We start from the raw sequence: 22,279 nt of genomic DNA, 5'->3' as shown, positions 1-22,279 counted from the left end.
AAGCCACGCCAGTCGAGCACGCCATGCGCAACAACCAACCGATTACACAGAGAGAACGGACTTTCCCTGCACAGCAGCGGTTGATTTCCACCACCAACGCCAAGGGCGTCATCACCTACTGTAACGACGCCTTCATCGAAATCAGCGGATTCTCGCGAGAGGAGCTGATGGGCGCGCCGCACAATCTGGTGCGCCACCCCGACGTGCCAGCGGCCGTGTTCGCCCACATGTGGCAGACGCTCAAGCAGGGCCAGCCCTGGATGGGCATCGTCAAGAATCGCTGCAAATCCGGCGATCACTACTGGGTCAATGCCTACGTCACGCCGATTTTCGACAACGATCAGGTGGTCGGCTTCGAGTCGGTCCGCGTCAAGCCCAGTGCAGAGCAGATCCGGCGCGCCGAAGCGCTCTACCAGCGCATCAACCAGGGCAAGCCAGCCGTGCCGCGGCGCGACAAATGGCTTCCGGTGCTGCAGGACTGGGTGCCGTTCATCCTCATCAGCCAGGTGGGCTTCCTGATCGGCAACTGGTTCGGCCATTCCTGGGGCTTCGCCCTGGCGGCAGCCGTTTCCGTGCCACTGGGCCTGCTCGGCCTGACCTGGCAGCAGCGCGGGCTCAAACGCCTGCTACGCCTGGCCGAGCAAACCACCTCCGACCCCCTCATCGCGCAGATGTACACCGACAGCCGCGGCGTACAGGCACGCCTGGAAATGGCCATGCTCAGCCAGGAATCACGCCTGAAGACCTGCCTGACCCGGCTGCAGGACAGCGCCGAGCACCTCAGCGACCAGGCGCGCCAATCCGATGAACTGGCCCACAAGAGCTCCTCGGGCCTGGAGCGCCAGCGCGTGGAGACCGAACAGGTGGCCGCCGCCGTCAACCAGATGGCCGCGACTACCCAGGAAGTGGCCACCCACGTGCAGCGCACAGCCGATGCCACCCAGCAGGCCAACCGGCTGACCAGCGAGGGCAGGCAGATTGCCGGCGAAACCCGCGAAGCGATCCAGCGCCTGTCCATCGCGGTAGGTGAAACTGGCCAGACCGTGACCCAGCTGGCCAAGGACAGCGACGAAATCGGCGGCGTGGTCGACGTCATCAAGGGCATCGCCGACCAGACCAACCTGCTGGCGCTCAACGCCGCGATCGAAGCGGCGCGCGCGGGCGAAATGGGCCGAGGCTTTGCCGTAGTGGCCGATGAAGTGCGCCAATTGGCGCAACGCACCGCCGAGTCCACTGGACAGATCCACGGCCTGATCGCCAAGCTGCAGCACACCGCCAGCAATGCCGTACAGACCATGGAAAGCGGTCATCGTCAGGCTGAAGAAGGGGTCGAGCGGGTCTTGCAGGCCGACCAGGCGCTGGTGGGCATCAGCGAGGCGGTGGCCAACATCACCGACATGGCCACGCAGATCGCCGCTGCCACCGAAGAGCAATCGGCAGTGGCCGAGGAGATCAGCCGCAACATCAGCACCATCGCCGACCTCGCCGACCAGACCGCCGAACAGGCCCAGCACTCTGCACTGCTGAGCGAAGAGCTCAACAGCACGGCCGGCACTCAGTATTCCCTGGTGGAGCGATTCAACCGCTGAACCGTCCCGCGCCGCGGGCCTGCAGGGCGCGCGGCGCGCAGGTGGTCAACCAGCCAGGCTCAAGCCACTTTCGAAATAGCGCGCCTGGCCGGTCAGCGGGTCGTCGAAGCGCAGGCTGTGGGCGAGCAGCTGCAGCGGCCGTTGGTAGTCGTCCGGGGCGTCCAGCAGATGCGGATAGAAAGGGTCATTGCGAATCGCCGCCCCTAACGCGGCCATGTGCACCCGCAACTGATGAGTCTTGCCGGTCACCGGCGACAAGCCATAACGCCACCACTGGCCGTTGCACTCCAGCACCTCGGCCAGGGTCTCGGTGTTGGGCGCACCTTCGACTTCCTGCATGCGAAAGAACGGTTCGCCATGGACCAGCCGACTGCGGTGCACCCGTGGAAAGCTGAGCCCCGGCAAGGCGGCGGCGATCGCCTGATAACGTTTGTCGATGCGCCGTTGCGGAAATAGCTGCTGGTAGGCACTGCGCGACTGCGGATTGCACGAGAACAGCACCAGGCCGGCGGTGTGCCGATCGATCCGATGCAGCGGCACCAGATGCGGATTGTCCAGACGGCGAATCAGGCGCCTGAGCAGCGTGTGCTCGACGTATTCGCCCGTCGGCGTCACCGGCAAAAAGTGCGGCTTGTCGGCCACCACCAGGTGGTCGTCGCAGTACAGCAGCGTTTCCTCGAACGGGATGGGCTGTTCATTGGCGACCTCGCGGAAGTAATGCAGGCGCAGACCGCGCCGGTAGGGCAGATCGGCGGCGACCGGTCGACCATCGGCATCGAGCACACGACCCCGAGCGAAGCGGTCGAGCCACTGGTCACGGGTGATACCCTTGAAGTGATCGCACAGGCAATCGAGCACGGTAGGCCAGTGGCCTGGCGGCAGGCAGACGGTACTGGCTTGCTGGAGGGCGGGGTCGAACGGGGTGGACATGGCGGGCTCGGTTATCGGCGGGCAGGCATTATCGCCAATGCCCATGCGCTCAACCAGCTTCGTGAGCCACCTCGCACCGCGCCTTCAGCCAACGCAACACCTGGACGGCTTCCCAGCGCCCGGCATCGTACAGTGCGTACGCCATGCCCTCGTAGCCGACGACATCCAGCGGGCGGTGAAAGCCCGCACGCTGGAACAGCGCTTCGATTTCGGCGAAGCAGGTGTTGAAATGCACCTTGCCGAATGGCGTGCGGTCATCGGTCACCAGGCCCTCCATGCGCAGTTCGAGCACGGCCTCGCAAACCGATTCCGGCGACATGCGGTTGACGCTGTACTTCAATTGCCCGACGTTGTGCATGACCTGACTCTGGGTACTGTATCTTTATACAGCATACGAAGCTGGCCTTGCCCCGTCAATTCTCCACAGGCTGCGAGCGGTCATGTCGACGGACGGTACGCCTGACCTGGCACTGGGCTCATTGCAGAAAGGCGACGACCTGCTCCTGATCGAACGGCCAGGGCAGTTCGCTACCGTCGTCACAACGCCGCAGCACCGGGATGATCAGCCCATAGCGCTCGAACAGGCTCTGGTCGTCGGCGACGTCCACCAGTTCGACCCACAGTCCATGTTCGACCAACGGCATCAGCAGCGCCTCGGCCACTTCACACAGGTGGCACCCTAAGGTGCCGTACAACTGGCACTCTGGCAGCATCACGGATTCCTCATCCCTTCAAGGACCCCGCCATTCTAGGCATCATGGGCATCACGTGCACTCACCAGGCCCCGCCCAATTGTCATTCGGCGTTGCACACATTGGACGACAACGGCTGAACCTTCCGCCACACTCATCACTCGAAAGACCCACATACATCGACAGGGAGAGGCCCATGGCCAGCAAATCCGCAAAGAATGCGCAAGAGATCCTGATGGCTGACTTCCAGGCGCTGGTGCGCGACACCGAGCGGCTGCTTGCCGATACCGCAAACCTCGCCGGCGATCAGGCCGATGAATTGCGCGCGCAGATCCACGACCGCCTGCTGCAAGCCCGGGAAAGCCTGCAGGAGACCCAGGAGTCGGTACGCGAGCGCGGCGAGGCGGCCCTGGGCAGTGCCGAGCTGTACGTGCAGGAAAATCCCTGGCAGGCCATTGGCATCGCTGCCGGCGTCGGGCTACTCATCGGCCTGCTCGCCAGCCGCCGCTGAGGAGGACGTATGGACAACGACGCCATCGGCACGGGCGCTACCGGCAAACGCCTTGGGGCCGCGGTGCTGGGCCTGTTGCACAGCCATATCGAACTGTTCGGCATCGAACTGCAGGAGCAGAAAGGCCGCACCTTGAGGCTGTTGCTGTTCGCAGGCCTGGCACTGGTGTTCGCACTGCTGCTGCTGACGGCGCTGTCGGGCCTGCTGCTGGTGCTGTTGTGGGACAGCTACCGGTTGGCGGGCATCATCGGCCTGTGCGTGTTTTATGGTCTGGCTGCCGTGTTCTGCGGTGTGCGCCTGAAAGCGGCGGTATTCGACGAGTCCTCGCCGTTCCACAGCACCCTCGAAGAACTTGCCAAAGACCGGGAGCGCCTGTTGCCATGAGCCTGCCTGAATTGCCTGTCAGCCGTAATCCTCGGGAACTGCGCAAGGCGCTGCTGCGCCTGCGCATGGAAATGCATCGTCAGGAAATCCGCCACGAATCTGGCCAGTTGCTCGAACCTGTGCGCCGCCTGCGGGGCATGGGCGCCTCGGTCCAGGACGGCCTGGGGATCAAGCATGCGCCCCTGTGGGGTATCGGCGCCGTGGTGGCACTGGGCTTTCTCACCGGCAAGGGCGTGCGCAGCGGCAACCTCGGCCGCCTGGTGCGCCTGGGTGGCAGCCTGGCTCCGCTGGTACGCCTGTACCTGAAGAACGGCCGTCGAGGCTGATCCAGCAGCGCCCGCCGCTTGCGCGGGCGCTTGCGACACGGGAAGCTATGGCCACACCATGACGGAGACCACGCCTTGGACTGGCACACCCTGCTCAACCGCGAACGCCTCGGCAAGACGCTATCGAGCCCCGAGGAACTCGGGCGCAGCCCGTTCCACAAAGACCACGACCGCATCATCTTCTCGGGCGCATTTCGCCGACTGGGACGCAAGACGCAGGTTCATCCGGTCACCAGCAACGATCACATCCATACCCGCCTGACCCATTCGCTGGAAGTCAGCTGCGTGGGGCGTTCCCTGGCCATGCGTGTCGGCCAGACCCTGCGCGACGCGCTCCCGCGATGGTGCGATCCCAGCGACCTGGGCATGATCGTGCAGTCGGCGTGTCTCGCTCACGACATCGGCAATCCGCCCTTTGGCCACTCCGGCGAAGATGCCATCCGCCACTGGTTCCAGCAGGCCGCCGGCCGCGGCTGGCTGGACGACATGAGCGACGACCAGCGGGCCGATTTTCTCAACTTCGAAGGTAATGCCCAGGGATTCCGTGTACTGACCCAGTTGGAGTACCACCAGTTCGATGGCGGCACGCGACTGACCTACGCCACCTTGGGCACGTACCTGAAGTACCCCTGGAGCGCGCGTCATGCCGATGCGCTGGGCTACAAGAAACACAAGTTCGGCTGCTACCAGAGCGAGCTGCCCCTGTTGCAGCAGATCACCCGCAAACTGGGCCTGCCGCAACTCGAGGAACAACGCTGGGCACGTCACCCTCTGGTGTACCTGATGGAAGCCGCGGATGACATCTGCTACGCCCTGATCGACCTGGAAGACGGCGTGGAAATGGAGCTGCTCGGCTATCCGGAGGTCGAGGCGCTGCTGCTGGATCTAGTCGGCGACGACCTGCCGGAGACCTATCGCCAACTGGGGCCAGCCGATTCGCGCCGGCGCAAACTGGCGATCCTTCGCGGCAAGGCGATAGAACACCTCACCAATGCCGCGGCCCAGGCTTTCGTCGAGCAGCAGCCTGCCCTGCTCACCGGGACCCTCAGTGGCGATCTGGTAGAACACATGCACGGCCCCGCCAAGCGCTGTGTGGTGCAGGCAAAGGAAATCGCCCGCAAGAAGATTTTCCAGGACAAGCGCAAGACGCTGCATGAAATCGGCGCCTACACCACCCTGGAAATTCTCCTCAATGCATTCTGCGAGGCCGCCCTGGAACAGCACGGCGGACGCACTCCCTCGTTCAAGAGTCGGCGGGTCCTGGACCTGATCGGCAACTCCGCGCCCGACCCTCACGGTTCGCTGTACAACGCCTACTTGCGCATGATCGATTTCATCGCAGGCATGACCGACAGCTACGCCAGCGAAATGGCCAGTGAAATGACCGGACGCTCCACCCCTCGCTGAAAGGCAGACAGCCGCGGGGCGAGCGCTGCGCGTCAGTCGAACGAGTCATCCTCTTCACTCGTTCATTAACTCCGGACCCTGAAGCCGTACACCAGGAAGTTTTTTACATACAGTTTCATTGTTCATCTTTTGTAAACATTAGAAACATGTGTAGTACTTTGCTGTAGGCTTTTTCCCATATATAGAGTTTAGTGCACGCTCATATGCCCGATGACTGTTATCTGCGATAAGGTCTCGCTCGCCTTCGACACTCATCGCCCGGGAAACTTATATGAGCACTATCTTCATCGTTGATGACCATCCGGTGATTCGCCTGGCCGTGCGCATGCTTCTGGAAAACCAGAACTACACGGTAATCGGCGAATCCGGCAATGGCGTCGACGCCATGCAGATGATCCGCGAAACCCTGCCGGATCTGGTCATCCTGGACATCAGCATCCCCAGGCTGGACGGCCTGGAGGTGCTCTCGCGGTTCCAGGCCATCGGCCTTCCCCCGAAGGTACTGGTCCTCACCGCGCAGTCGCCGGCGCTGTTCGCCATCCGCTGCATGCACTCGGGAGCAGCGGGTTTCGTGTGCAAACAGGAGGACCTGAGCGAACTGCTCAGTGCGGTCAAGGCGGTCCTCAGCGGTTACAACTATTTCCCCAACGAAGCGATGAAACCCGCCCCGCAGTCTTCATCGCAGGAATTGGAGCTGTTCAAGCAGATCAATGACCGGGAGTTGATGGTGCTGCAATTGTTCGCGATGGGGCGCAGCAACAAGGATATCGCCAAAGGCATGTTTCTCAGTAACAAGACGGTCAGCACTTACAAGAAGCGTCTGATGCAGAAACTGCAGGTTTCAACGCTGGTCGAGTTGATCGAAGCGGCCAAGCGTAACGCCTTGGTGTGAGGGGTAGCATGTCGAGGTCTCTTATCTGCCTGCTGCTGGTGCTGCTGGCCCCTGTCAGCCATGCTCAGACGCAGACGCCCACCGCCAAGCCCTTGCACCTGCTCACGCGTTCGAATGCCGAGGCTACCCGACCGGCCCTCACCCTCGAGCAGCGCCAGTGGCTGAGCACACGCACGCACCTGGTACTGGGCACCGCCGCTGCCGACAACCCGCCCTTCGATGTCACCAGCAGCGGCGAATACCAGGGCCTGACCGCCGACTACGCCGGGCTCATCGCCCAGGGATTGGGCGTACCGGTTCAAGTGCTGCACTTCACCAGCCGCCAGCGAGCTGTGCAGGCACTCAAATCCGGGCAGATCGACCTGCTGGGCAGCGCCAACGGCTACGAGGCCGCGGACCCGGACATCACGCTGTCGCGCCCCTACGCGGTCGATCAACCGGTGTTGGTGACACGCGAGGACGAGACGCGTCCCCTGGACATGGGGCTGGCGAACCTGCGCCTGAGCATGCTCTATCACTACCTGCCGCTGCACGAAGTGCGCGCGCTTTATCCCCAGGCCCGCCTGAAGACCTACGCGTCCACCTCCGAGGCGCTCAACGCCGTTGCCTTCGGTCAGGCCGACGTCTACCTCGGTGACACTATCTCCACACATTTCCAGCTCAACCGCGGGCACTTGCCAAGCCTGCGCATGGCCAACTTCGGCAAGCACGAAGCCACCGGTTTCAGCTTTGCCCTGCGCCGTGAAGACCACATACTGGCGAGCTTGGTCAATGCCACACTGCAGAGCCAGCCTGGCAGCGTTGCGAATTCGATCTTCAAGCGCTGGGGCGCAGGCAGCGATGTGCTGCTGACCGATCGCAGGCTGCAACTCACCCCGCGCGAGAAACGCTGGCTGAGCGAACACCCGAGCATGCGCGTGGTGGTGACCGACACCTCCGCGCCCCTGTCGTTCTTCGACAGCAACGGCCATTTTCGCGGCATCACTGCCGACCTGCTCGAGCTGATCCGCCTGCGCACCGGGCTGAAGTTCAAGATCCAGCGTGCCAGCGGCATCGGAGAAATGATCGAGCAGGTCGAGACCGACCAGGCCGACCTGATAGCAGCCGTCACCCTTGGCGATACCGATACGCCGGAACTGCGCCTGAGTCGGCCTTACCTGGAGAGTCCCTACGTGATCGTCACACGTAGTGGCAGGCCCTTCACCTCCCTGGAACAGCTCAAGGGCCGCCGCGTGGCCGTCACGCGGCACACACCGTCAGCCGCTACTCTTGCAACGCGCTATCCGCAGGTACGCCGCATCGAGACCGAGAGCACGTTCTACTCGTTGGCCCTGTTGAGCAGTGGCGCCGTGGACGCCACCATCACCACCCTGCTCGACGCCAACCACGCCATCGCCGCCAACACCAACCTGGTCATCCGCGCCAGCCTGGGCACCGAGCCGGCGTCCTTCTCCATGGCCAGTGGCAAGGATCAAACCGTGCTGGCCTCGATCCTGGACAAAGCGCTGCTGAGCATCACCCCGGAAGAACTGGGCGTGATCAATAGCCGCTGGCGGGGCTATGCCCTGCACGATGGTGGCCAATGGCGCGAGTACCAGCGCCTGGTCATTCAGGTAGTGCTGGGAATCGGCATCCTGCTGCTCATGGCGCTGGCCTGGAACGCCTACCTGCGGCATCAGATCGGTCAGCGGCGCCAGGCCGAGCGAGCCTTGAACGACCAGCTCGAATTCATGCGCGCACTGCTCAACGGCACACCGCATCCCATGTACGTGCGTGACCGCGAAGGCATGCTGCAGAGCTGCAACGACAGCTACCTGGAAGCAGTCGACGCCACGGCCGAGGAGGTCATGGGCAAACGCCTGCAGGACAGTCTGTTCAGCAACTGCGACTACACGCGCCAGATCCATGCCGACTACCAGCAGGTGATGGCGGCGGGTACGCCATTGATCATCGACCGCCCGCTGCGCCTGAAAGACCGCGAGCTGACCATCTATCACTGGATCCTGCCCTACCGCGATTCGCTGGGCGAGGTACAGGGCATCATCGGCGGCTGGATCGACATCAGCGAGCGACGCGAACTGATCCAGGACCTGCGCTTGGCCAAACAACAGGCCGACGACGCCAACCGCGCCAAGAGCACCTTCCTGGCCACCATCAGTCATGAGATCCGTACGCCGATGAACGCGGTCATCGGCATGCTGGAGCTGGCGGTCAGGCGTGCCGATCAGGGCCAGTTGGACAAGCAGTCGATCGAAGTCGCCTACCACTCGGCCAAGGACCTGCTGGGCCTGATCGGCGACATCCTGGACATCGTCCGGATCGAATCGGGACGGGTGTCGCTTGCGCCCGAGCCGGTGGACCTGGCGGCGCTGATCGAGTCGGTGGGGCGCATCTTCGAGGGCCAGGCTCGGGAGAAGGGCTTGCTGCTGGAGGTGTGCATAGAGCCGTCGGCGCGCTGCCATGCACTGCTCGACCCCCTGCGCTTCAAGCAGGTGCTGTCCAACCTGGTCAGCAACGCGATCAAATTCACCGAAGAAGGGCACGTGCGGATCAAGGCCGCGGTGCAGGCCGGGGAACAGGCGCAGCTGGAACTGGAGGTGCGCGACAGCGGGATCGGTATTCACGAGGACGATCTGCGCCGGCTGTTCAACCCGTTCGTCCAGGTGAATCCGCAGAGCGAAAATGCTCGCGCAGGAACGGGGCTCGGGTTGGCGATCTGTCGGACCTTGTGCGAAATGATGGGCGGCCAACTGGTACTCAAGAGCTTGCAAGGGGTCGGCACCCAGGTCCGCCTGCAGATGCCGTTGCAGTGCGTCCAGGCGCTGCCCCGCAGCTTCGAGCAGGCACCTCATGTCGATGCGCCGGACAAGCGCTTGAAGGTGCTGGTGATCGACGACCACCCTGCCAACTTGCTGCTGATGGCCCAGCAACTGGCGTACCTGGGGCTCACGCCGCAAAGCGCCCGGGATGGCCGTGAAGGCCTCGAGAAGTGGCGCAGAGGCCGGTTCGACGTGCTGATCCTGGACTGCAACATGCCTCGCATGAACGGCTACCAACTGGCCGAGACGCTGCGCAGCGAGGAACAGCGCCTGGGCCTGGCGCCCTGCACTATCCTGGGCTACACCGCCAATGCCCAGCCCGAAGTGCGGCAGCGATGCCTGGATGCCGGCATGGACGACTGCCTGCTCAAGCCCATCAGCCTGCACACCCTGGGCAGACACCTGGCGGACGTGCACCCCATGCACGAGCCTGGCGGCTCCTCGCCTCTGGACCTGATGGTGCTCGACAGCCTGATCGGCAATGGCCAGGACAATCGTCAGCGGATGCTGAGCACGCTGCAGACGAGCCTGAACGAAGACCTGGCGACGCTGATGGCCCTGGACCCGCAGCAGGACAGGCCGGCACTTGCCGAGCAGGCGCACAAGATCCTCGGCGTCGCCCGAGTATTGGGCGCCAAGTCACTGATGGAGCGTTGCGAGGCGTTGGAGGAGCGGGCGCTGCCGCTGGCCCAGGTGAAGCTGCGCCGTCAGGCGCTGGCCCGACAGATGCGCCGGGTCCAGAGGGCGCTGGCGGGCCAGGAAGGCCAGCCCGCCAAAGCCCCTTGACGCGGGATCAGGAAGCCGGGTTGATCGGCTTGTCCGGATACCAGGCATCCAGCAGTGGGCTGACCTCGACCTTGGTCAGCTCGCTGCGGCCCTTGAGCCAGGCTTCGACCGTGGCACGCTGCTCTTCGCTGACCGAGCCACGCTTGGCCGAGCAGACCAGGCCGAAGTCATCACCGCCGACATAGTCCAGGCCGTTGGCGTCCATGGCGTCAGCCAGGAAGGCGTCGAGGAAGGCATCGATGGCTTCGTCGGACAGATCTTCCTTGAAATCCAGGTTCAGTTCGAAACCCAGCTCCTGGAATTCATCCACGCACAGCTTCTTGCGCAGACGACGGGAACGGTTGGTAGCCATTGAAACAATCCTCTTGAGTAATTACGCGCGGCACTTTACCAGTTTCCGCAGCATAACGGCGCTTTTGTCTCGAACAGGCGCAAAAACGACCCGCTTGGGGCATAATGCCCCCTTGTTTTCGACAAGGGGCAATCATCTTGTACAGCCCCGGTTTCCTTTTCCCTCGTAAGCAGGGTCACCTATGATCAAGACGCTTCGTCCACTGTTTTTCGCCGGTCTGCTGCTTCCCATCGCCCTCCCCGTCTCGGCTGCCGTCGTCAACACCACCCTGCCTGCGAAAGTCCAGCAGGCGCTGAAGTCCAACAAGTTGCAGGACAACGCCCTGTCCTTGGTCATGCTGCCACTCGACGGCCCTGGCAATCCGACCATTTTCAACGCCGACGTCTCGGTCAACCCAGCCTCCACGATGAAGCTGGTGACCACCTACGCGGCCCTGGAACTGCTGGGCCCGACCTTTCAGTGGAAGACCGAGTTCTACACCGATGGCACGCTGAGCAACGGCGTGCTCAACGGCAACCTGTACCTCAAGGGCGGTGGCGATCCGAAGCTGAACATGGAGAAACTCTGGCTGCTGATGCGCGACCTGCGGGCCAACGGAGTGCGCACCGTGACCGGCGACCTGGTGCTGGACCGCAGCCATTTCGTCCAGCCCAACCTGCCGCATTTCGACGACGACGGCGGCGACGTGAACAAGCCGTTCCTGGTCAGGCCCGACTCGCTGCTGGTGAACCTCAAGGCGCTGCGCTTCGTGGCGCGCAACGACGGCGGCAAGGTGATCGTGTCGGTCGAGCCGCCCATTGCCAGTATCCACATCGACAACCAGGTCAAGGCGGTGGCGTCGAAACAGTGCACCGGTGATGTGCGCTACAACCCGGTGGTGCAGCCGGAGGGTGTCAGCGTTACCGTCAGCGGTCAGCTGGGCGAGGGTTGCAATTCCCAGACCTACCTCGCGCTGCTCGATCATCCGGCCTACGCTGCTGGCGCCGTGCGGGCGATCTGGAACGAACTCGGCGGCAGCATCCAGGGCCGCGACCGCATCGAGAACGTACCCAAGAGTGCGCGCCTGCTGGCCCGCGCGTTCTCGCCGGATCTGGTCGAGGTGATCCGCGACATCAACAAGTACAGCAACAACACCATGGCCCAACAGCTGTTCCTCAGCCTGGGCGCCCAGTTCCGTACCGATGCCGATGGCGATGATGCCCGTGCAGCGCAGCGTGTGATTCGCCAGTGGCTGGCCAAGAAGGGCATCACCTCGCCGCATCTGGTCATGGAGAACGGGTCGGGACTGTCGCGCGCCGAGCGGGTCAGCACGCGCGAGATGGCGGCGCTGCTACAGGCCGCGTGGAAGAGCCCTTACGCGGCCGAGTTCATCAGCTCGATGCCACTGGTGGGCATGGACGGCACCATGCGCAAGCGCCTCAAGCGCACCGCCATGACCGGCGAAGGCCACATCAAGACCGGCACGCTGAACACCGTGCGGGCGATCGCCGGCTTCAGCCGCGACAGCAATGGCCATACCTGGGCGGTATCGGCCATCCTCAACGATCCCAAGCCATGGGGTGCATCGCAGGTGCTGGACCAGGTGTTGCTGGATCTCTACCGCCAGCCAAATACTGGCAACTGATCACAACGCCGGACAGCGGTGCGCCATGAACTGCGCGCACCGCTGCACTGCGATCAGCGCAATTGCAAGCGCCAGGCCCGGTGGATGCGGCTGTTGCGGGCGAAGTCCGGATCCAGCGTCTGCGCGCTGATTTCCTCGACCGTGTAACGCTCCAGCAGGTGCTCGTCCAGCAGGAACTTGCGGAAGTTGTTGGAGAAGTACAGCACTCCACCGGGTGCCAACCGCGCCATGGCCAGGTCGATCAGGCGCACGTGATCGCGCTGCACGTCGAACACTCCCTCCATGCGCTTGGAGTTGGAGAAGGTCGGCGGGTCGATGAAGATCAGGTCGTAGCTGTCCTGGGCCGCCTCCAGCCAGGCCATGACGTCGCTCTGCTCCAGGCGATTGCGCTCGGAAAACCCGTTGAGCGCCAAGTTGCGCCGCGCCCAGTCCAGATAGGTCTTGGACAGATCGACGCTGGTGGTACTGCGCGCTCCACCCTTGGCCGCATGCACGGTTGCCGTGGCGGTGTAGCAGAACAGGTTGAGGAAGCGCTTGCCTGCGGCCTCGCGCTGAATGCGCAGGCGCATGGGCCGATGGTCGAGAAACAGACCGGTGTCCAGGTAGTCGGTCAGGTTGACCAGCAGCTTGACGCCGCCCTCGCTGACTTCCTGGAAACGACCTTCGGTCGCCTGGCGCTCGTACTGACGCGTCCCCCCCTGGCGCTCACGCCGCTTGAGTACCACGCGCTGCGGGTCCACGCCCAGGGCCTGGGGAATCGCTGCCAGGGCATCGAGCAGTCGAGCCTGGGCCTTCTCGGGATCGACCGAGCGCGGCGCAGCGTATTCCTGGACGTGCACCCATTCCTGATACAGATCCACCGCCAGGGCGTATTCGGGCATGTCGGCATCGTACAATCGGTAGCAGTCGACCTGCTCGCGTCGCGCCCACTTACCCAGTTGCTTGAGGTTCTTCTGCAACCGATTGGCGAACATCTGCGCGCCCTCGGACAGACGTGCGGCTTCTGGCGCCACGGCCTGGCCGCTGCGCATCGAATCTGCCTGCTGATCGCTCGGACGCCGCTCGGCGGTGACGAACTGATCGGGCTGAACCTTGAACAGCAACAGCTTGCACGGCAGCGCGCCGTTCCAGAAGGCGTACTGCTTGTGGCTGCGGATGCCCATGCGCTTGCCGAGCTCCGGCGCGCCGGTGAACACCGCTGCCTCCCAGCCCAGGCAAGCCTGACGCAGGCGCTCACCGAGGTTCTGGTAGAGGTACAGCAGGCTCGCCTCATCGCCCAGACGCTCGCCATACGGTGGGTTGCTGATCACCAGGCCCTTCTGGTTCTGATCCGGGCGAGGCTCGAAGCTGGCGACCTCGCCCTGGTAGATCTTCACCCAATCGCCCAGGCCGGCACGCTCGACGTTGTTGCGCCCGGGCTGGATCAGCCGCGGATCGGCTTCATAGCCTCGGATCCACAGTGGTGGCCTGGCCAGACCCGCTTCGGCGCGAAGCTGGGCCTCGTCACGGACCTTGCGCCACACTGCAGGTACATGGCCTTGCCAGGCACTGAAGCCCCAGCGCTCGCGCTTGAGGTTGGGCGCGATGTCGGCCGCGATCATGGCGGCTTCGACCAGGAACGTCCCGACCCCGCACATGGGGTCGGCGAGCGCACCGCCCTCGGCAGCGATGCGTGGCCAGCCGGCACGGATGAGCACGGCAGCGGCCAGGTTTTCCTTGAGCGGCGCCGCCCCCTGCTGCAAGCGGTAGCCGCGCTGGTGCAAGCTGTGACCCGACAGGTCGATGGAAAGAATCGCTTCACCGCGGTCCAGACGCAGATGTACACGCAGGTCGGGGTCGAGCTTGTCCACCGACGGGCGCTGGCCGTCGCGGTTGCGCAGCTTGTCGACGATGGCGTCCTTGACCTTGAGCGCACCGAAATGGGTGTTGTCGATTCCCGACCCATGGCCACTGAACTCGACGGCCAGGGTACCGTCGGCCGCCAGGTGATCCTGCCAGTCGACGGCATGCACGCCGTCGTAGAGGTCGTCGGCATTCTTCATGGCGAAGCGCTGGACTACCAGTAGCACGCGGTTGGCCAGGCGCGACCAGAGGCACAGGCGATAGGCCGTTTCCATGTCGGCCGAGCCACGAATGGCCGAGGTGTGCTCACGCACCTCTTCCAGCCCCAGACTGCGGGCTTCTTCGGCAAGCAGGCCTTCCAGGCCTTTGGGGCAGGTGAGATAGAGTTCGAATGAATCCGACATGTCGATTGCAGAGCCTCTGGATGATTGCCTGGCAGCGCGACGCATCGCGGCTGCTCTGTTTACCGCCTGCCCTCTGATTAGGCATTCGGGTGGACTGCCTGAGCGGCAGGCCGGGCCACTCGACGCGTCGGGCTCGTCTGGGACGGCGCGAGTTGAGTCGTCGAGCAGTATGAAAAATTCGTGGAGCTGAAGGACGTCCGTGACCCTTCGTCGAATTACTGAATATTACGTCAGATCCCTGGCGCCAATGGCCAAATGATTTCAGTCGACCTCAAAACCCAGTAAGCACGGGATCTTGCCGCGACAAGGTTGAGTCGCATTTACTTACTTATCCTTTACAGCTTGAAAAAGGTTACTTTCTTATGACAAATCGGTCATTCACAGTGTGACTTTCATTGGTTAGAACTGACGGCAGGTCACCTTGCAACGGGGTGACACTTCCAGCTCGCCACGCCGGCAGCGAGCGCAAACCGGCAGAAAGATTCTGCCCGGCCTCGGAGAGGCCGACGGGACATTACAGTCAACAAGTGAGGGCAACACCCTATGAGAAGACTTAAGCGTGATCCGTTGGAACGAGCATATTCACGTGGCTACCAATATGGGGTCACCGGAAAATCCCGCGAACTTTGCCCCTTCACACTGCCTTCCGTACGTCAGGCATGGATAAACGGCTGGCGTGAGGGTCGCGGCGACAACTGGGACGGCATGACCGGCACCGCTGGCATCCACAGACTCAACGAAAATCACGCGGTTGGCTGAAAGAGGTTTCTGAATTCGATTCACCATGAACGCCCCATCCGGGCGTCGGGCCAAGGCCCAAGGGCCCCTTAGAGGGGCCCTTCTTTTAACCACGACTGGCCTCGACTGGTACGCTAGAGTCAGCGACGCAGCGCCGCAATGGCGTCCACTGCCTCGCGGATGAGTGCAGGCCCTTTGTAGATGAACCCTGAATAGACCTGAACCAGGCTCGCGCCTGCCGCGATCTTCTGCGCCGCATGCGCACCTTCGGTGATACCGCCGGCGGCGATGATCGGCAGCTTGCCCCCCAGTTCACCGGCCAATACCTTGACGATGTGCGTGCTCTTGTGCAGAACAGGAGCCCCGGACAGTCCGCCGGCTTCGCCCCCGAACGCCAGACCCTCGACCCCTTCGCGACTCAAGGTGGTATTGGTGGCGATCACCGCATCCATGCCCGACTCGACCAGGGCAGCGGCGACCAGCGCGGTTTCTTCATCGCTCATGTCCGGCGCGATCTTGATCGCCAGCGGGACACGCTTGCCGTGCTCGAGCGTTAGCTGCTCGCGGCGCTCTGCCAGGGCGTCCAGCAACTGCTTGAGCGAGTCGCCAAACTGCAGGCTACGCAGGCCTGGGGTGTTGGGCGAGCTGACGTTGACGGTGACATAGCTGGCGTGGCCGTAGACCTTTTCCAGGCAGATCAGGTAATCGTCCTGAGCTCGTTCGACGGGCGTATCGAAATTCTTGCCGATGTTGATGCCCAGCACACCCCGGTAACGTGCCGTGCGCACACGTGACAGCAGGTGGTCGACCCCCAGGTTGTTGAAACCCATGCGATTGATGATGGCCGTCGCTTCAGGCAAGCGGAACAGCCGAGGCTTCGGGTTACCGGGCTGCGGGCGCGGGGTGACGGTACCGATCTCGAGGAAGCCGAAGCCCAATTGGGCGAATCCGTCTATGGCGGCGCCATTCTTGTCCAGCCCAGCGGCAAGACCTACGGGATTGGCGAAGTCCAGGCCCATCACCGTGGTCGGCAGCGATGCCGGACGCTTGCTCAGCAGACCATTGAGGCCAAGACGGCCACCCGCACCGATCAGGTCCAGAGACAGATCGTGGGAGGTTTCCGGGGAAAGCTTGAACAGCAGCTCGCGGGCCAGGGTATACATGGGCAGAGAGAACCGGGGGAAGAATGAGGCGGCAATTATAGCCAGCGCGTCGCTGCGGCGACAGGCCTTTGGCATAGCCTGGGTACTGACGGATTCACAGGCAAAGAAAAACCCGGCCGGGGCCGGGTTTTTCATGAAGCGTCAGACCAATTACTTGGCTTGGGCTTCTACTTGAGCTTCAACGCGACGGTTGACAGCGCGACCAGCTTCGGTAGCGTTGTCGGCAACCGGACGGGTCTCACCGTAGCCAACCGAGCTAACACGGCTGGAGTCTACGCCGAACCGCTGGGTCAGAACTTGCTTGACGGCACTGGCGCGGCGCTCGGACAGCTTCTGGTTGTAAGCGTCTGGACCTACGGAGTCAGTGTGACCTTCAACCACGGTGGTGGTTTGTGGGTACTGCTTCATGAAGGCAGCCAGGTTCTCGATGTCGCCGTAGCTGTTAGGCTTGACGACCGACTTGTCGAAGTCGAACTTCACGTCCAGCTCGACGCGGACGTTTTCAGCGGCAGCTGGGCAGCCGTCGGCGTCAACGGTGACGTTGGCCGGGGTGTCCGGGCACTTGTCGATGTTGTCGCAAACGCCGTCGTTGTCGCTGTCGGTGCACACTTCAGGCGCTGCAACAGGAGCAGGGGCTGCGGTCTGCTTCGGGCTACCGCCGAAGTTCAGGCCAACGCCGACGCTTGGTGCCCACTCGGTGTCACCTTGGTCGATGTTGTACTGAGCTTCAACGCCAGCACGGGCGTAGAACATGTCGGTGATGTACCACTTGGCGCCAGCGCCGATGTTGGCGAAGGTGGAGTGGTCACGACCGCCACGGAAGCTCTGGCCGATCGACTGGTGGGAGAAACCGGCCGACACGTACGGACGGATGGCGTCGTACGGGTTGTTGAAGTGGTAAACGGCGTCAAGAGCAGTGTTCGAGCCCTTGATGTTCTTGCCGTCGTCGCCACGAGCGTTGTGAACTTCGTCGTAGCCCAGACGCAGTTCAACGTCGTCGGTCAGGAAGTAACCGATCGAACCGCCGAACAGGTTGCCGTCGTTTTTGTAGTCGCGCTGGCTGTCGAAGAACTCCTTCTTGTAGAAGATCTCGGTTTCGACGGCGCCTTGACCTTGTGCCATAGCGCCAATCGAGGTGGCGGCTACGAGCGAACCAATGGCCAAGCCCAAGGTGTTTTTCAATTTCATCCGTTAAATCCCCATCTAGTGATAGTTAAGCCGTCCCACCAATAGCCGTAGGACAACTCGACGGCAAGTCTAGCAGACCTTGCCGATTCGTTTGAGCCATTTGCGTAGGACTAAGTTTCAGCTGAGTCAGCAAATTTCTCACGAAGCTTGTCGAGCGCACGCTTGTAACGCATTTTCGTGGCGCTCAGGCCCATGTGCATGATGTCTGCGATCTCCTGGAACTCCAGTTCGGCGACGAAGCGCAGTACCAGAATCTCCCGATCGATCGGGTTCACATGCACCAGCCACTTGTCCAGCCCGCCTTTCTCCTCCGCTTTCGGTGCCTTGTCCTCGGACGCCTCTTCGACGGGGTCCAGGCTCAGGGCATCGAGCAATCGACGCTTGCGGCGCTCCTTGCGGTACTGGGTGATGCATTCGTTGTACGTGATGCTGTAAAGCCAGGTCTTGAACTTGGATTTTCCCTCGAAGTTCTTCAGCCCGTACAGCACCTTGAGCATGACTTCCTGACAGACATCATCGGCATCACGGTCGTTCCCGAGATAACGCGAGCAGACGTTGAACAGAGTCCGCTGGTAACGCCGCATGAGTTCTTCATAGGCGCGAGTAACGTGGAACAATTCCTCATGCGAACGCGCCACCAGTTCCTCGTCGGTGAGGTCGCGGGGTTCGTAGCGCATGGGCGGCGTGTGCACTTTATTCAAAACGGATCTGGCCGACAGTCAGGTCAATGTCGCCGCGCGGCCCCGAGGGCAGTGTTCAGCGGCGGCATACATTAACAGCTTGTACCGTCAGCGACTACTCACACGCTGTTCGAGCAATTCGCGGTTGGACAGCGACACCAGTTCGCCTTCGTCGGTCATCAGGGTGGTCTTGACGGTACCGATCGCCTCGATCTGCCCTTCGACCTCGCCAATACGCACCTGCTGCCCCACCTGATACAGCTCGCGCACATAAATGCCGGCGAGGATCTGCCCGGCGATTTCGCGGCTGCCCAGGCCCATCGCCAGGGCAACGGCCAGACCAACGGTAATCAGGCCGATCACGATCACGTGATTGAGCAGGTCGGTTTTGACCTCCAACTGGCTGATCGCCACGGAAATCGAGATGATGATCACCAAGCCCTGGGCGATGCGCCCTACCCCGGCGGCATATTCCAGGCCGATGCCTTCGGCTGCGCCGCGCACCAGACCGTTGACCAACTGTGCCAGCAGCACGCCAGCCAGCAGCACCAGGGCCGCACCGAACACCTTGGGCAGGTACAGGGCAAGCATGTCGAGGGTGGCCGAGACGCGTTCTAGGCCCAGGGACTCGGCGGCGGACACCAGGAAAATGAGCAGGATGAACCAGTAGACGATCTTGCCGATGAGCGTCGAGATCGGCACCTGGATGCCGACCCGGCCGAGAATCTTGGTGAGGCCGGTACCGCTCATGAGGCGATCCAGGCCGAACTTGGCGAGCAGTTTGGACAGCAGGGTGTCGAGCAGCTTGGCCACGACGAAGCCCAGCAGCACCACCACCAGCGCGCCGAACAGGTTGGGGATGAAGTTCGCCACCTTGGTCCAAAGGGCCGTCATGGCGGTGACCAGGCTCTGGGTCCAGAGATCGAGTTCCATATTCATTCGGCCTTATCAGCTTGCGGTCTGCCAGCGGCAGGAGTACGACGCACCGGCGCCACGTGCGCCGAGCCATTGTTGACAGCGATCAGCAGCGCCTGGCTCCAGCGTCCCAGCAGACTGAACAGATCGCCCGCGCCGACCTGACGGTTGGCGGTCTTGAGCACACGACCCAGGCAAGCGTCGTCGTCTCGGTCATGGCCGGACGGCGACGCTTTGAGCAGGTCGCGCAAGGATTCTTCAAACGGATCGTGCATGGGCACCTCGCGTGATGTCACTCAGAGACGAGGGCTCTGCCCGGCGGGTCACAACACGATGATGACGCAGACCGGCGCAGCGCTGCAGTTGGACGTTCGGCATTGCCTTCACACCCAGCGCAGCCGTCTGAACAGCCACCATTGACCGACGGCCAGGGCCAGCACGACCAGGCACGCCACCAGGAACCCGTAGGGATTGCTGGCACCGGGTATGCCGCCGACGTTGATCCCCAGCAGGCCGGTGAGAAAACTCATCGGCAGGAAGATGCAGGTGATGATGCCGAAGCGGAACATGGTCCGGTTCATCAGCTCGCTGCGCCGCCGGTCTTCGCCTTCGAGCACCAGTGCGGCGCGTTCGCGTGCCAGCTCCAGCTCCTCGAGATAACGGATCAGGCTGTTGTTGAGCTCGTTCCAGTAATCGGCATCGGCGTCGGCGAACCAGCTCCACTTGTGCCGCGACAACTGGGCATAGATGTCTCGCTGCGGCGCCAGGAACCGGCGCAGGCCGGCTGCACGGCGGCGTATCTGCTGCAGGCTGCCCTGGGCCGGGCTGTACCGCTCGTCGGATTCGACCTTTTCTTCTTCCAGGTCGACGGCTTCGGACAGATCGCTGACCAGAGCCTGGACCTTCTCGGTGAGCAGCTCGCCCATCAGCAGCAACAGTTCCGAGACCGACCTGGGTCCACGCCCCTCGCTGAGCTGCTGCAGCACCTCGTCGCTGGCGCGCAGCGGCCGCAGGCGCAGGGAGATGAGGCGTCGTGGCTCGGCGAAAATGCGCACCGAAACCATGTCTTCAGGCTCGGCCCCCGGGTTGAGGTTGACCCCGCGCAGGAACAGCAGCATCTGCTCCTGGGGCAGCGGCAGCAAACGCGGGCGGGTGTTTTCCTCCAGCAGCAGCTCGCAGGCGAACTCGCTCAGGCCGCTGTCCTGCAGCAGCCAGGTGCGGGTCTGCGGATGGCTGCGGTCCCAGTGCAGCCAGAGGCTCTCCTGTTCCTGCAATTGCAGATGATCCAACTCGGTACGGGCAATCGCACGGGCGCCGCCCTTGCCGTCGAGCACCAGGGCATGCACCAGCCCCCACTGCGCGTTTTCTTCCTCGAACATCGACACTCCATCAGCGCTCGCGGCGCGTCACTGCGGCTGGGTCAGCGGGCTGGGCGAGACGATCACGCCATTGTTGTCGGCGTATAGATAGTGGCCGGGGAGGAAGGTGACGCCGGCGAAGGTGACCGGGACATCGACATCGCCAATGCCGCGCTTGTCGGTCTTCAACGGATGGCTGGCCAGCGCCTGCACACCGACGTTGGTCTGCGCGAGCACGTCGACATCACGCACGCAGCCGTAGATCACCAAGCCTTCCCAGCCATTGCTGGCGGCTTTTTCCGCCAGCATGTCGCCCAGCAGCGCCCGGCGCAGCGAGCCACCACCATCGACCACCAGCACCTTGCCCCGGCCGTCGAGTTCGACCTGCTCCCGAACCCGCGAGTTGTCCTCGAAACATTTGAGGGTGACGATTTGTCCACCGAAGGAATCGCGCCCGCCAAAGTTGCTGAACATCGGCTCGAGCACCTGAACCAGGTCGGGATAGGCATCGCACAGGTCTGGGGTGACGTAATGCTGCATGGGGAACTCCTGTCAGTCATAACGAAGGCGGGTGTCGGGCAAGGCTACACCTTCATGGCCCGTGCAGTCATCCGAGACCGTGCAGTCAGTCGGTACGCTGCCGGCGAGCTGCTGCGCTTCGAGAAACCAGCGCTCGACCAACGGCCAGACCTGCACCTGGGCCGCCCTGCTGATCAGCATGTCGACGTGGCCGAAGGCCTCGAAGCCGTCTTCGCGGCCCAGGCGCAGGAACTGCTTGCGGGTATCGCCCCATTGCTCGAACAACGCCCGGCACGCCCACGGCGGAGCCTGGGTATCCGCCGTCGCGGCTGCGGCGAGCAGGGGCACGCGGACCTCGGTCAGCCCGGCCCACCAGTCCCGCCCCTTGACACCGAAGCGCCCGAACAGGCCATGCCAGCGCAAGGCCTCCAGGGCCAGCCCGATCGGCTCGTCTTCCGGACCGCGCTTGAGCCGCGGCCCGGACAGCTGGGCCAGGCGCTTGAGCAACAGGCGCGCGCCCCACTCCAGCGGCGGCAGCTTCAATGGCCAGTAGCGCCGGCTGACCTGGGTGCCGAACAGGGCCACGCTGGCCACGCTGGCGCTGTCCAGGTGACCGCCACCCAGGGCGGCCACCAGGGTGATGCCGCCCAGCGAGTGGCCCAGCCAATGCGGCACCTGGCCGCTGGTTTCGCGCACGAAGGCGCCGATCACCGGCAGGTCGAAAGCGGCGTAGTCCGCCACTCGATTGGTGCGCCATTGACGATTGCGCGGGGACAGGCCATGACCACGCATTTCGGGGATCCATACGTCGAATCCGGCCCGCGCCAGATGGGCGCCCAAGCCCAGGCCCTTGGGCGAATACCAGAAGCGGCGGTTGGAAAAGCTGCCATGCACGAGGATCACCGGCACGCCCTGAGCGACCGGCCGATCGGCCAGGCCCAGGCGGGTCACGGCCAGTTCGACGCTGGGATCGGGACTGTTGGCGGCTTTGATTCGGTAGACGTCTTCGCTGAGGTCGCCGCGCCGCTCCGCACTGAGCAGGGCCACGGGAAAAAGGGTACTGCTGCTTTGCATGGATTCACGGCAATGAAAGAGGGAGAAAAACACAGAAGCGGGCGAGTATCGCGACGGTTGGACCCTCAGGTCGTGATTTCCGCCGC

Annotated in this window: 22 protein-coding genes; 9 read left to right on the top strand and 13 right to left on the bottom strand. The window is 63.2% G+C overall.

Annotation, left to right across the window (positions count from 1 at the left end; all coding sequences use genetic code 11):
• Positions 1–23: 23 nt before the first annotated feature.
• Positions 24–1,589, top strand: a complete 1,566-nt coding sequence (locus tag IAE34_RS17585) for a methyl-accepting chemotaxis protein (protein WP_200140241.1) — start codon at positions 24–26, stop codon at positions 1,587–1,589.
• Positions 1,590–1,634: 45 nt separating this feature from the next.
• On the opposite strand, the gene IAE34_RS17580 is transcribed toward IAE34_RS17585, so the two are convergent.
• From IAE34_RS17580 to IAE34_RS17570, 3 genes are all read right to left on the bottom strand, one after another.
• Positions 1,635–2,519 (bottom strand): pseudouridine synthase, encoded by an 885-nt coding sequence (locus IAE34_RS17580; RefSeq protein WP_200140240.1) that lies wholly within the window; start codon positions 2,517–2,519, stop codon positions 1,635–1,637.
• A 49-nt stretch (positions 2,520–2,568) separates the two neighbouring features.
• Entirely contained in the window at positions 2,569–2,877 is a 309-nt protein-coding gene (locus tag IAE34_RS17575; protein ID WP_200140239.1) for a transcriptional regulator, read from the bottom strand.
• Positions 2,878–2,995: 118 nt separating this feature from the next.
• Positions 2,996–3,232, bottom strand: coding sequence for a glutaredoxin family protein (locus tag IAE34_RS17570; protein ID WP_200140238.1), 237 nt, complete (start codon positions 3,230–3,232; stop codon positions 2,996–2,998).
• 175 nt (positions 3,233–3,407) lie between these two features.
• Between IAE34_RS17570 and IAE34_RS17565 the strand changes: the two genes are divergently transcribed.
• From IAE34_RS17565 to IAE34_RS17540, 6 genes are all read left to right on the top strand, one after another.
• Positions 3,408–3,722 (top strand): DUF883 family protein, encoded by a 315-nt coding sequence (locus IAE34_RS17565; protein ID WP_200140237.1) that lies wholly within the window; start codon positions 3,408–3,410, stop codon positions 3,720–3,722.
• A gap of 9 nt (positions 3,723–3,731) precedes the next feature.
• Positions 3,732–4,106, top strand: a complete 375-nt coding sequence (locus tag IAE34_RS17560) for a phage holin family protein (protein WP_200140236.1) — start codon at positions 3,732–3,734, stop codon at positions 4,104–4,106.
• A complete protein-coding gene (locus IAE34_RS17555) occupies positions 4,103–4,432 on the top strand; it encodes a hypothetical protein (RefSeq protein WP_200140235.1) in 330 nt (109 codons plus the stop codon). Before IAE34_RS17560 ends, IAE34_RS17555 begins: the two co-directional genes overlap by 4 nt.
• Positions 4,433–4,507: 75 nt before the next feature.
• On the top strand, positions 4,508–5,839 hold the full coding sequence (locus tag IAE34_RS17550) for a deoxyguanosinetriphosphate triphosphohydrolase (RefSeq protein WP_200140234.1): 1,332 nt from the start codon (positions 4,508–4,510) through the stop codon (positions 5,837–5,839).
• A 271-nt stretch (positions 5,840–6,110) separates the two neighbouring features.
• Complete coding sequence (locus tag IAE34_RS17545) at positions 6,111–6,731, top strand: response regulator transcription factor (RefSeq protein WP_200140233.1); 621 nt, start codon at positions 6,111–6,113, stop codon at positions 6,729–6,731.
• An 8-nt stretch (positions 6,732–6,739) separates the two neighbouring features.
• Complete coding sequence (locus IAE34_RS17540; RefSeq protein WP_200140232.1) at positions 6,740–10,336, top strand: ATP-binding protein; 3,597 nt, start codon at positions 6,740–6,742, stop codon at positions 10,334–10,336.
• Positions 10,337–10,343: 7 nt separating this feature from the next.
• Here IAE34_RS17540 and IAE34_RS17535 read toward each other — a convergent pair whose 3' ends face one another.
• On the bottom strand, positions 10,344–10,688 hold the full coding sequence (locus IAE34_RS17535) for a YggL family protein (protein WP_200140231.1): 345 nt from the start codon (positions 10,686–10,688) through the stop codon (positions 10,344–10,346).
• A gap of 181 nt (positions 10,689–10,869) precedes the next feature.
• Between IAE34_RS17535 and dacB the strand changes: the two genes are divergently transcribed.
• Positions 10,870–12,312, top strand: coding sequence for a D-alanyl-D-alanine carboxypeptidase/D-alanyl-D-alanine endopeptidase (gene dacB, locus IAE34_RS17530; RefSeq protein WP_200140230.1), 1,443 nt, complete (start codon positions 10,870–10,872; stop codon positions 12,310–12,312).
• A gap of 53 nt (positions 12,313–12,365) precedes the next feature.
• Here the strand turns inward: dacB and rlmKL are convergent, their stop codons facing one another.
• On the bottom strand, positions 12,366–14,558 hold the full coding sequence (gene rlmKL / locus IAE34_RS17525) for a bifunctional 23S rRNA (guanine(2069)-N(7))-methyltransferase RlmK/23S rRNA (guanine(2445)-N(2))-methyltransferase RlmL (protein ID WP_200140229.1): 2,193 nt from the start codon (positions 14,556–14,558) through the stop codon (positions 12,366–12,368).
• A 543-nt stretch (positions 14,559–15,101) separates the two neighbouring features.
• Here rlmKL and rmf point away from each other — a divergent pair.
• Positions 15,102–15,317 carry a ribosome modulation factor gene (gene rmf, locus IAE34_RS17520; RefSeq protein ID WP_079227119.1) on the top strand — a complete coding sequence of 72 codons (216 nt, stop codon included), beginning with the start codon at positions 15,102–15,104 and terminating at the stop codon, positions 15,315–15,317.
• Positions 15,318–15,436: 119 nt separating this feature from the next.
• Here the strand turns inward: rmf and IAE34_RS17515 are convergent, their stop codons facing one another.
• The 8 genes from IAE34_RS17515 to IAE34_RS17480 form a co-directional block, all read right to left on the bottom strand.
• A complete protein-coding gene (locus IAE34_RS17515; protein WP_200140228.1) occupies positions 15,437–16,459 on the bottom strand; it encodes a quinone-dependent dihydroorotate dehydrogenase in 1,023 nt (340 codons plus the stop codon).
• A gap of 150 nt (positions 16,460–16,609) precedes the next feature.
• Positions 16,610–17,647 carry an OmpA family protein gene (locus IAE34_RS17510; RefSeq protein ID WP_200140227.1) on the bottom strand — a complete coding sequence of 346 codons (1,038 nt, stop codon included), beginning with the start codon at positions 17,645–17,647 and terminating at the stop codon, positions 16,610–16,612.
• 110 nt (positions 17,648–17,757) lie between these two features.
• Positions 17,758–18,324 carry an RNA polymerase sigma factor SigX gene (gene sigX / locus IAE34_RS17505; protein ID WP_200140226.1) on the bottom strand — a complete coding sequence of 189 codons (567 nt, stop codon included), beginning with the start codon at positions 18,322–18,324 and terminating at the stop codon, positions 17,758–17,760.
• 111 nt (positions 18,325–18,435) lie between these two features.
• Positions 18,436–19,260 carry a mechanosensitive ion channel family protein gene (locus tag IAE34_RS17500; protein WP_200140225.1) on the bottom strand — a complete coding sequence of 275 codons (825 nt, stop codon included), beginning with the start codon at positions 19,258–19,260 and terminating at the stop codon, positions 18,436–18,438.
• A gap of 2 nt (positions 19,261–19,262) precedes the next feature.
• Entirely contained in the window at positions 19,263–19,517 is a 255-nt protein-coding gene (locus IAE34_RS17495; RefSeq protein ID WP_200140224.1) for a CrfX protein, read from the bottom strand.
• Positions 19,518–19,625: 108 nt separating this feature from the next.
• Complete coding sequence (locus IAE34_RS17490; protein ID WP_200140223.1) at positions 19,626–20,621, bottom strand: zinc transporter ZntB; 996 nt, start codon at positions 20,619–20,621, stop codon at positions 19,626–19,628.
• Positions 20,622–20,648: 27 nt separating this feature from the next.
• On the bottom strand, positions 20,649–21,140 hold the full coding sequence (rraA, locus tag IAE34_RS17485) for a ribonuclease E activity regulator RraA (protein WP_200140222.1): 492 nt from the start codon (positions 21,138–21,140) through the stop codon (positions 20,649–20,651).
• 12 nt (positions 21,141–21,152) lie between these two features.
• Positions 21,153–22,193, bottom strand: a complete 1,041-nt coding sequence (locus IAE34_RS17480; protein WP_200140221.1) for an alpha/beta fold hydrolase — start codon at positions 22,191–22,193, stop codon at positions 21,153–21,155.
• Between the last annotated feature and the right edge of the window lie 86 nt (positions 22,194–22,279).

This window comes from Pseudomonas sp. S30, from assembly GCF_016518545.1.
Lineage (GTDB): Bacteria > Pseudomonadota > Gammaproteobacteria > Pseudomonadales > Pseudomonadaceae > Aquipseudomonas.
The sequence above is the reverse complement of the archived record's forward strand: the minus strand, read 5'-3'. Positions and strand labels throughout refer to the sequence as shown.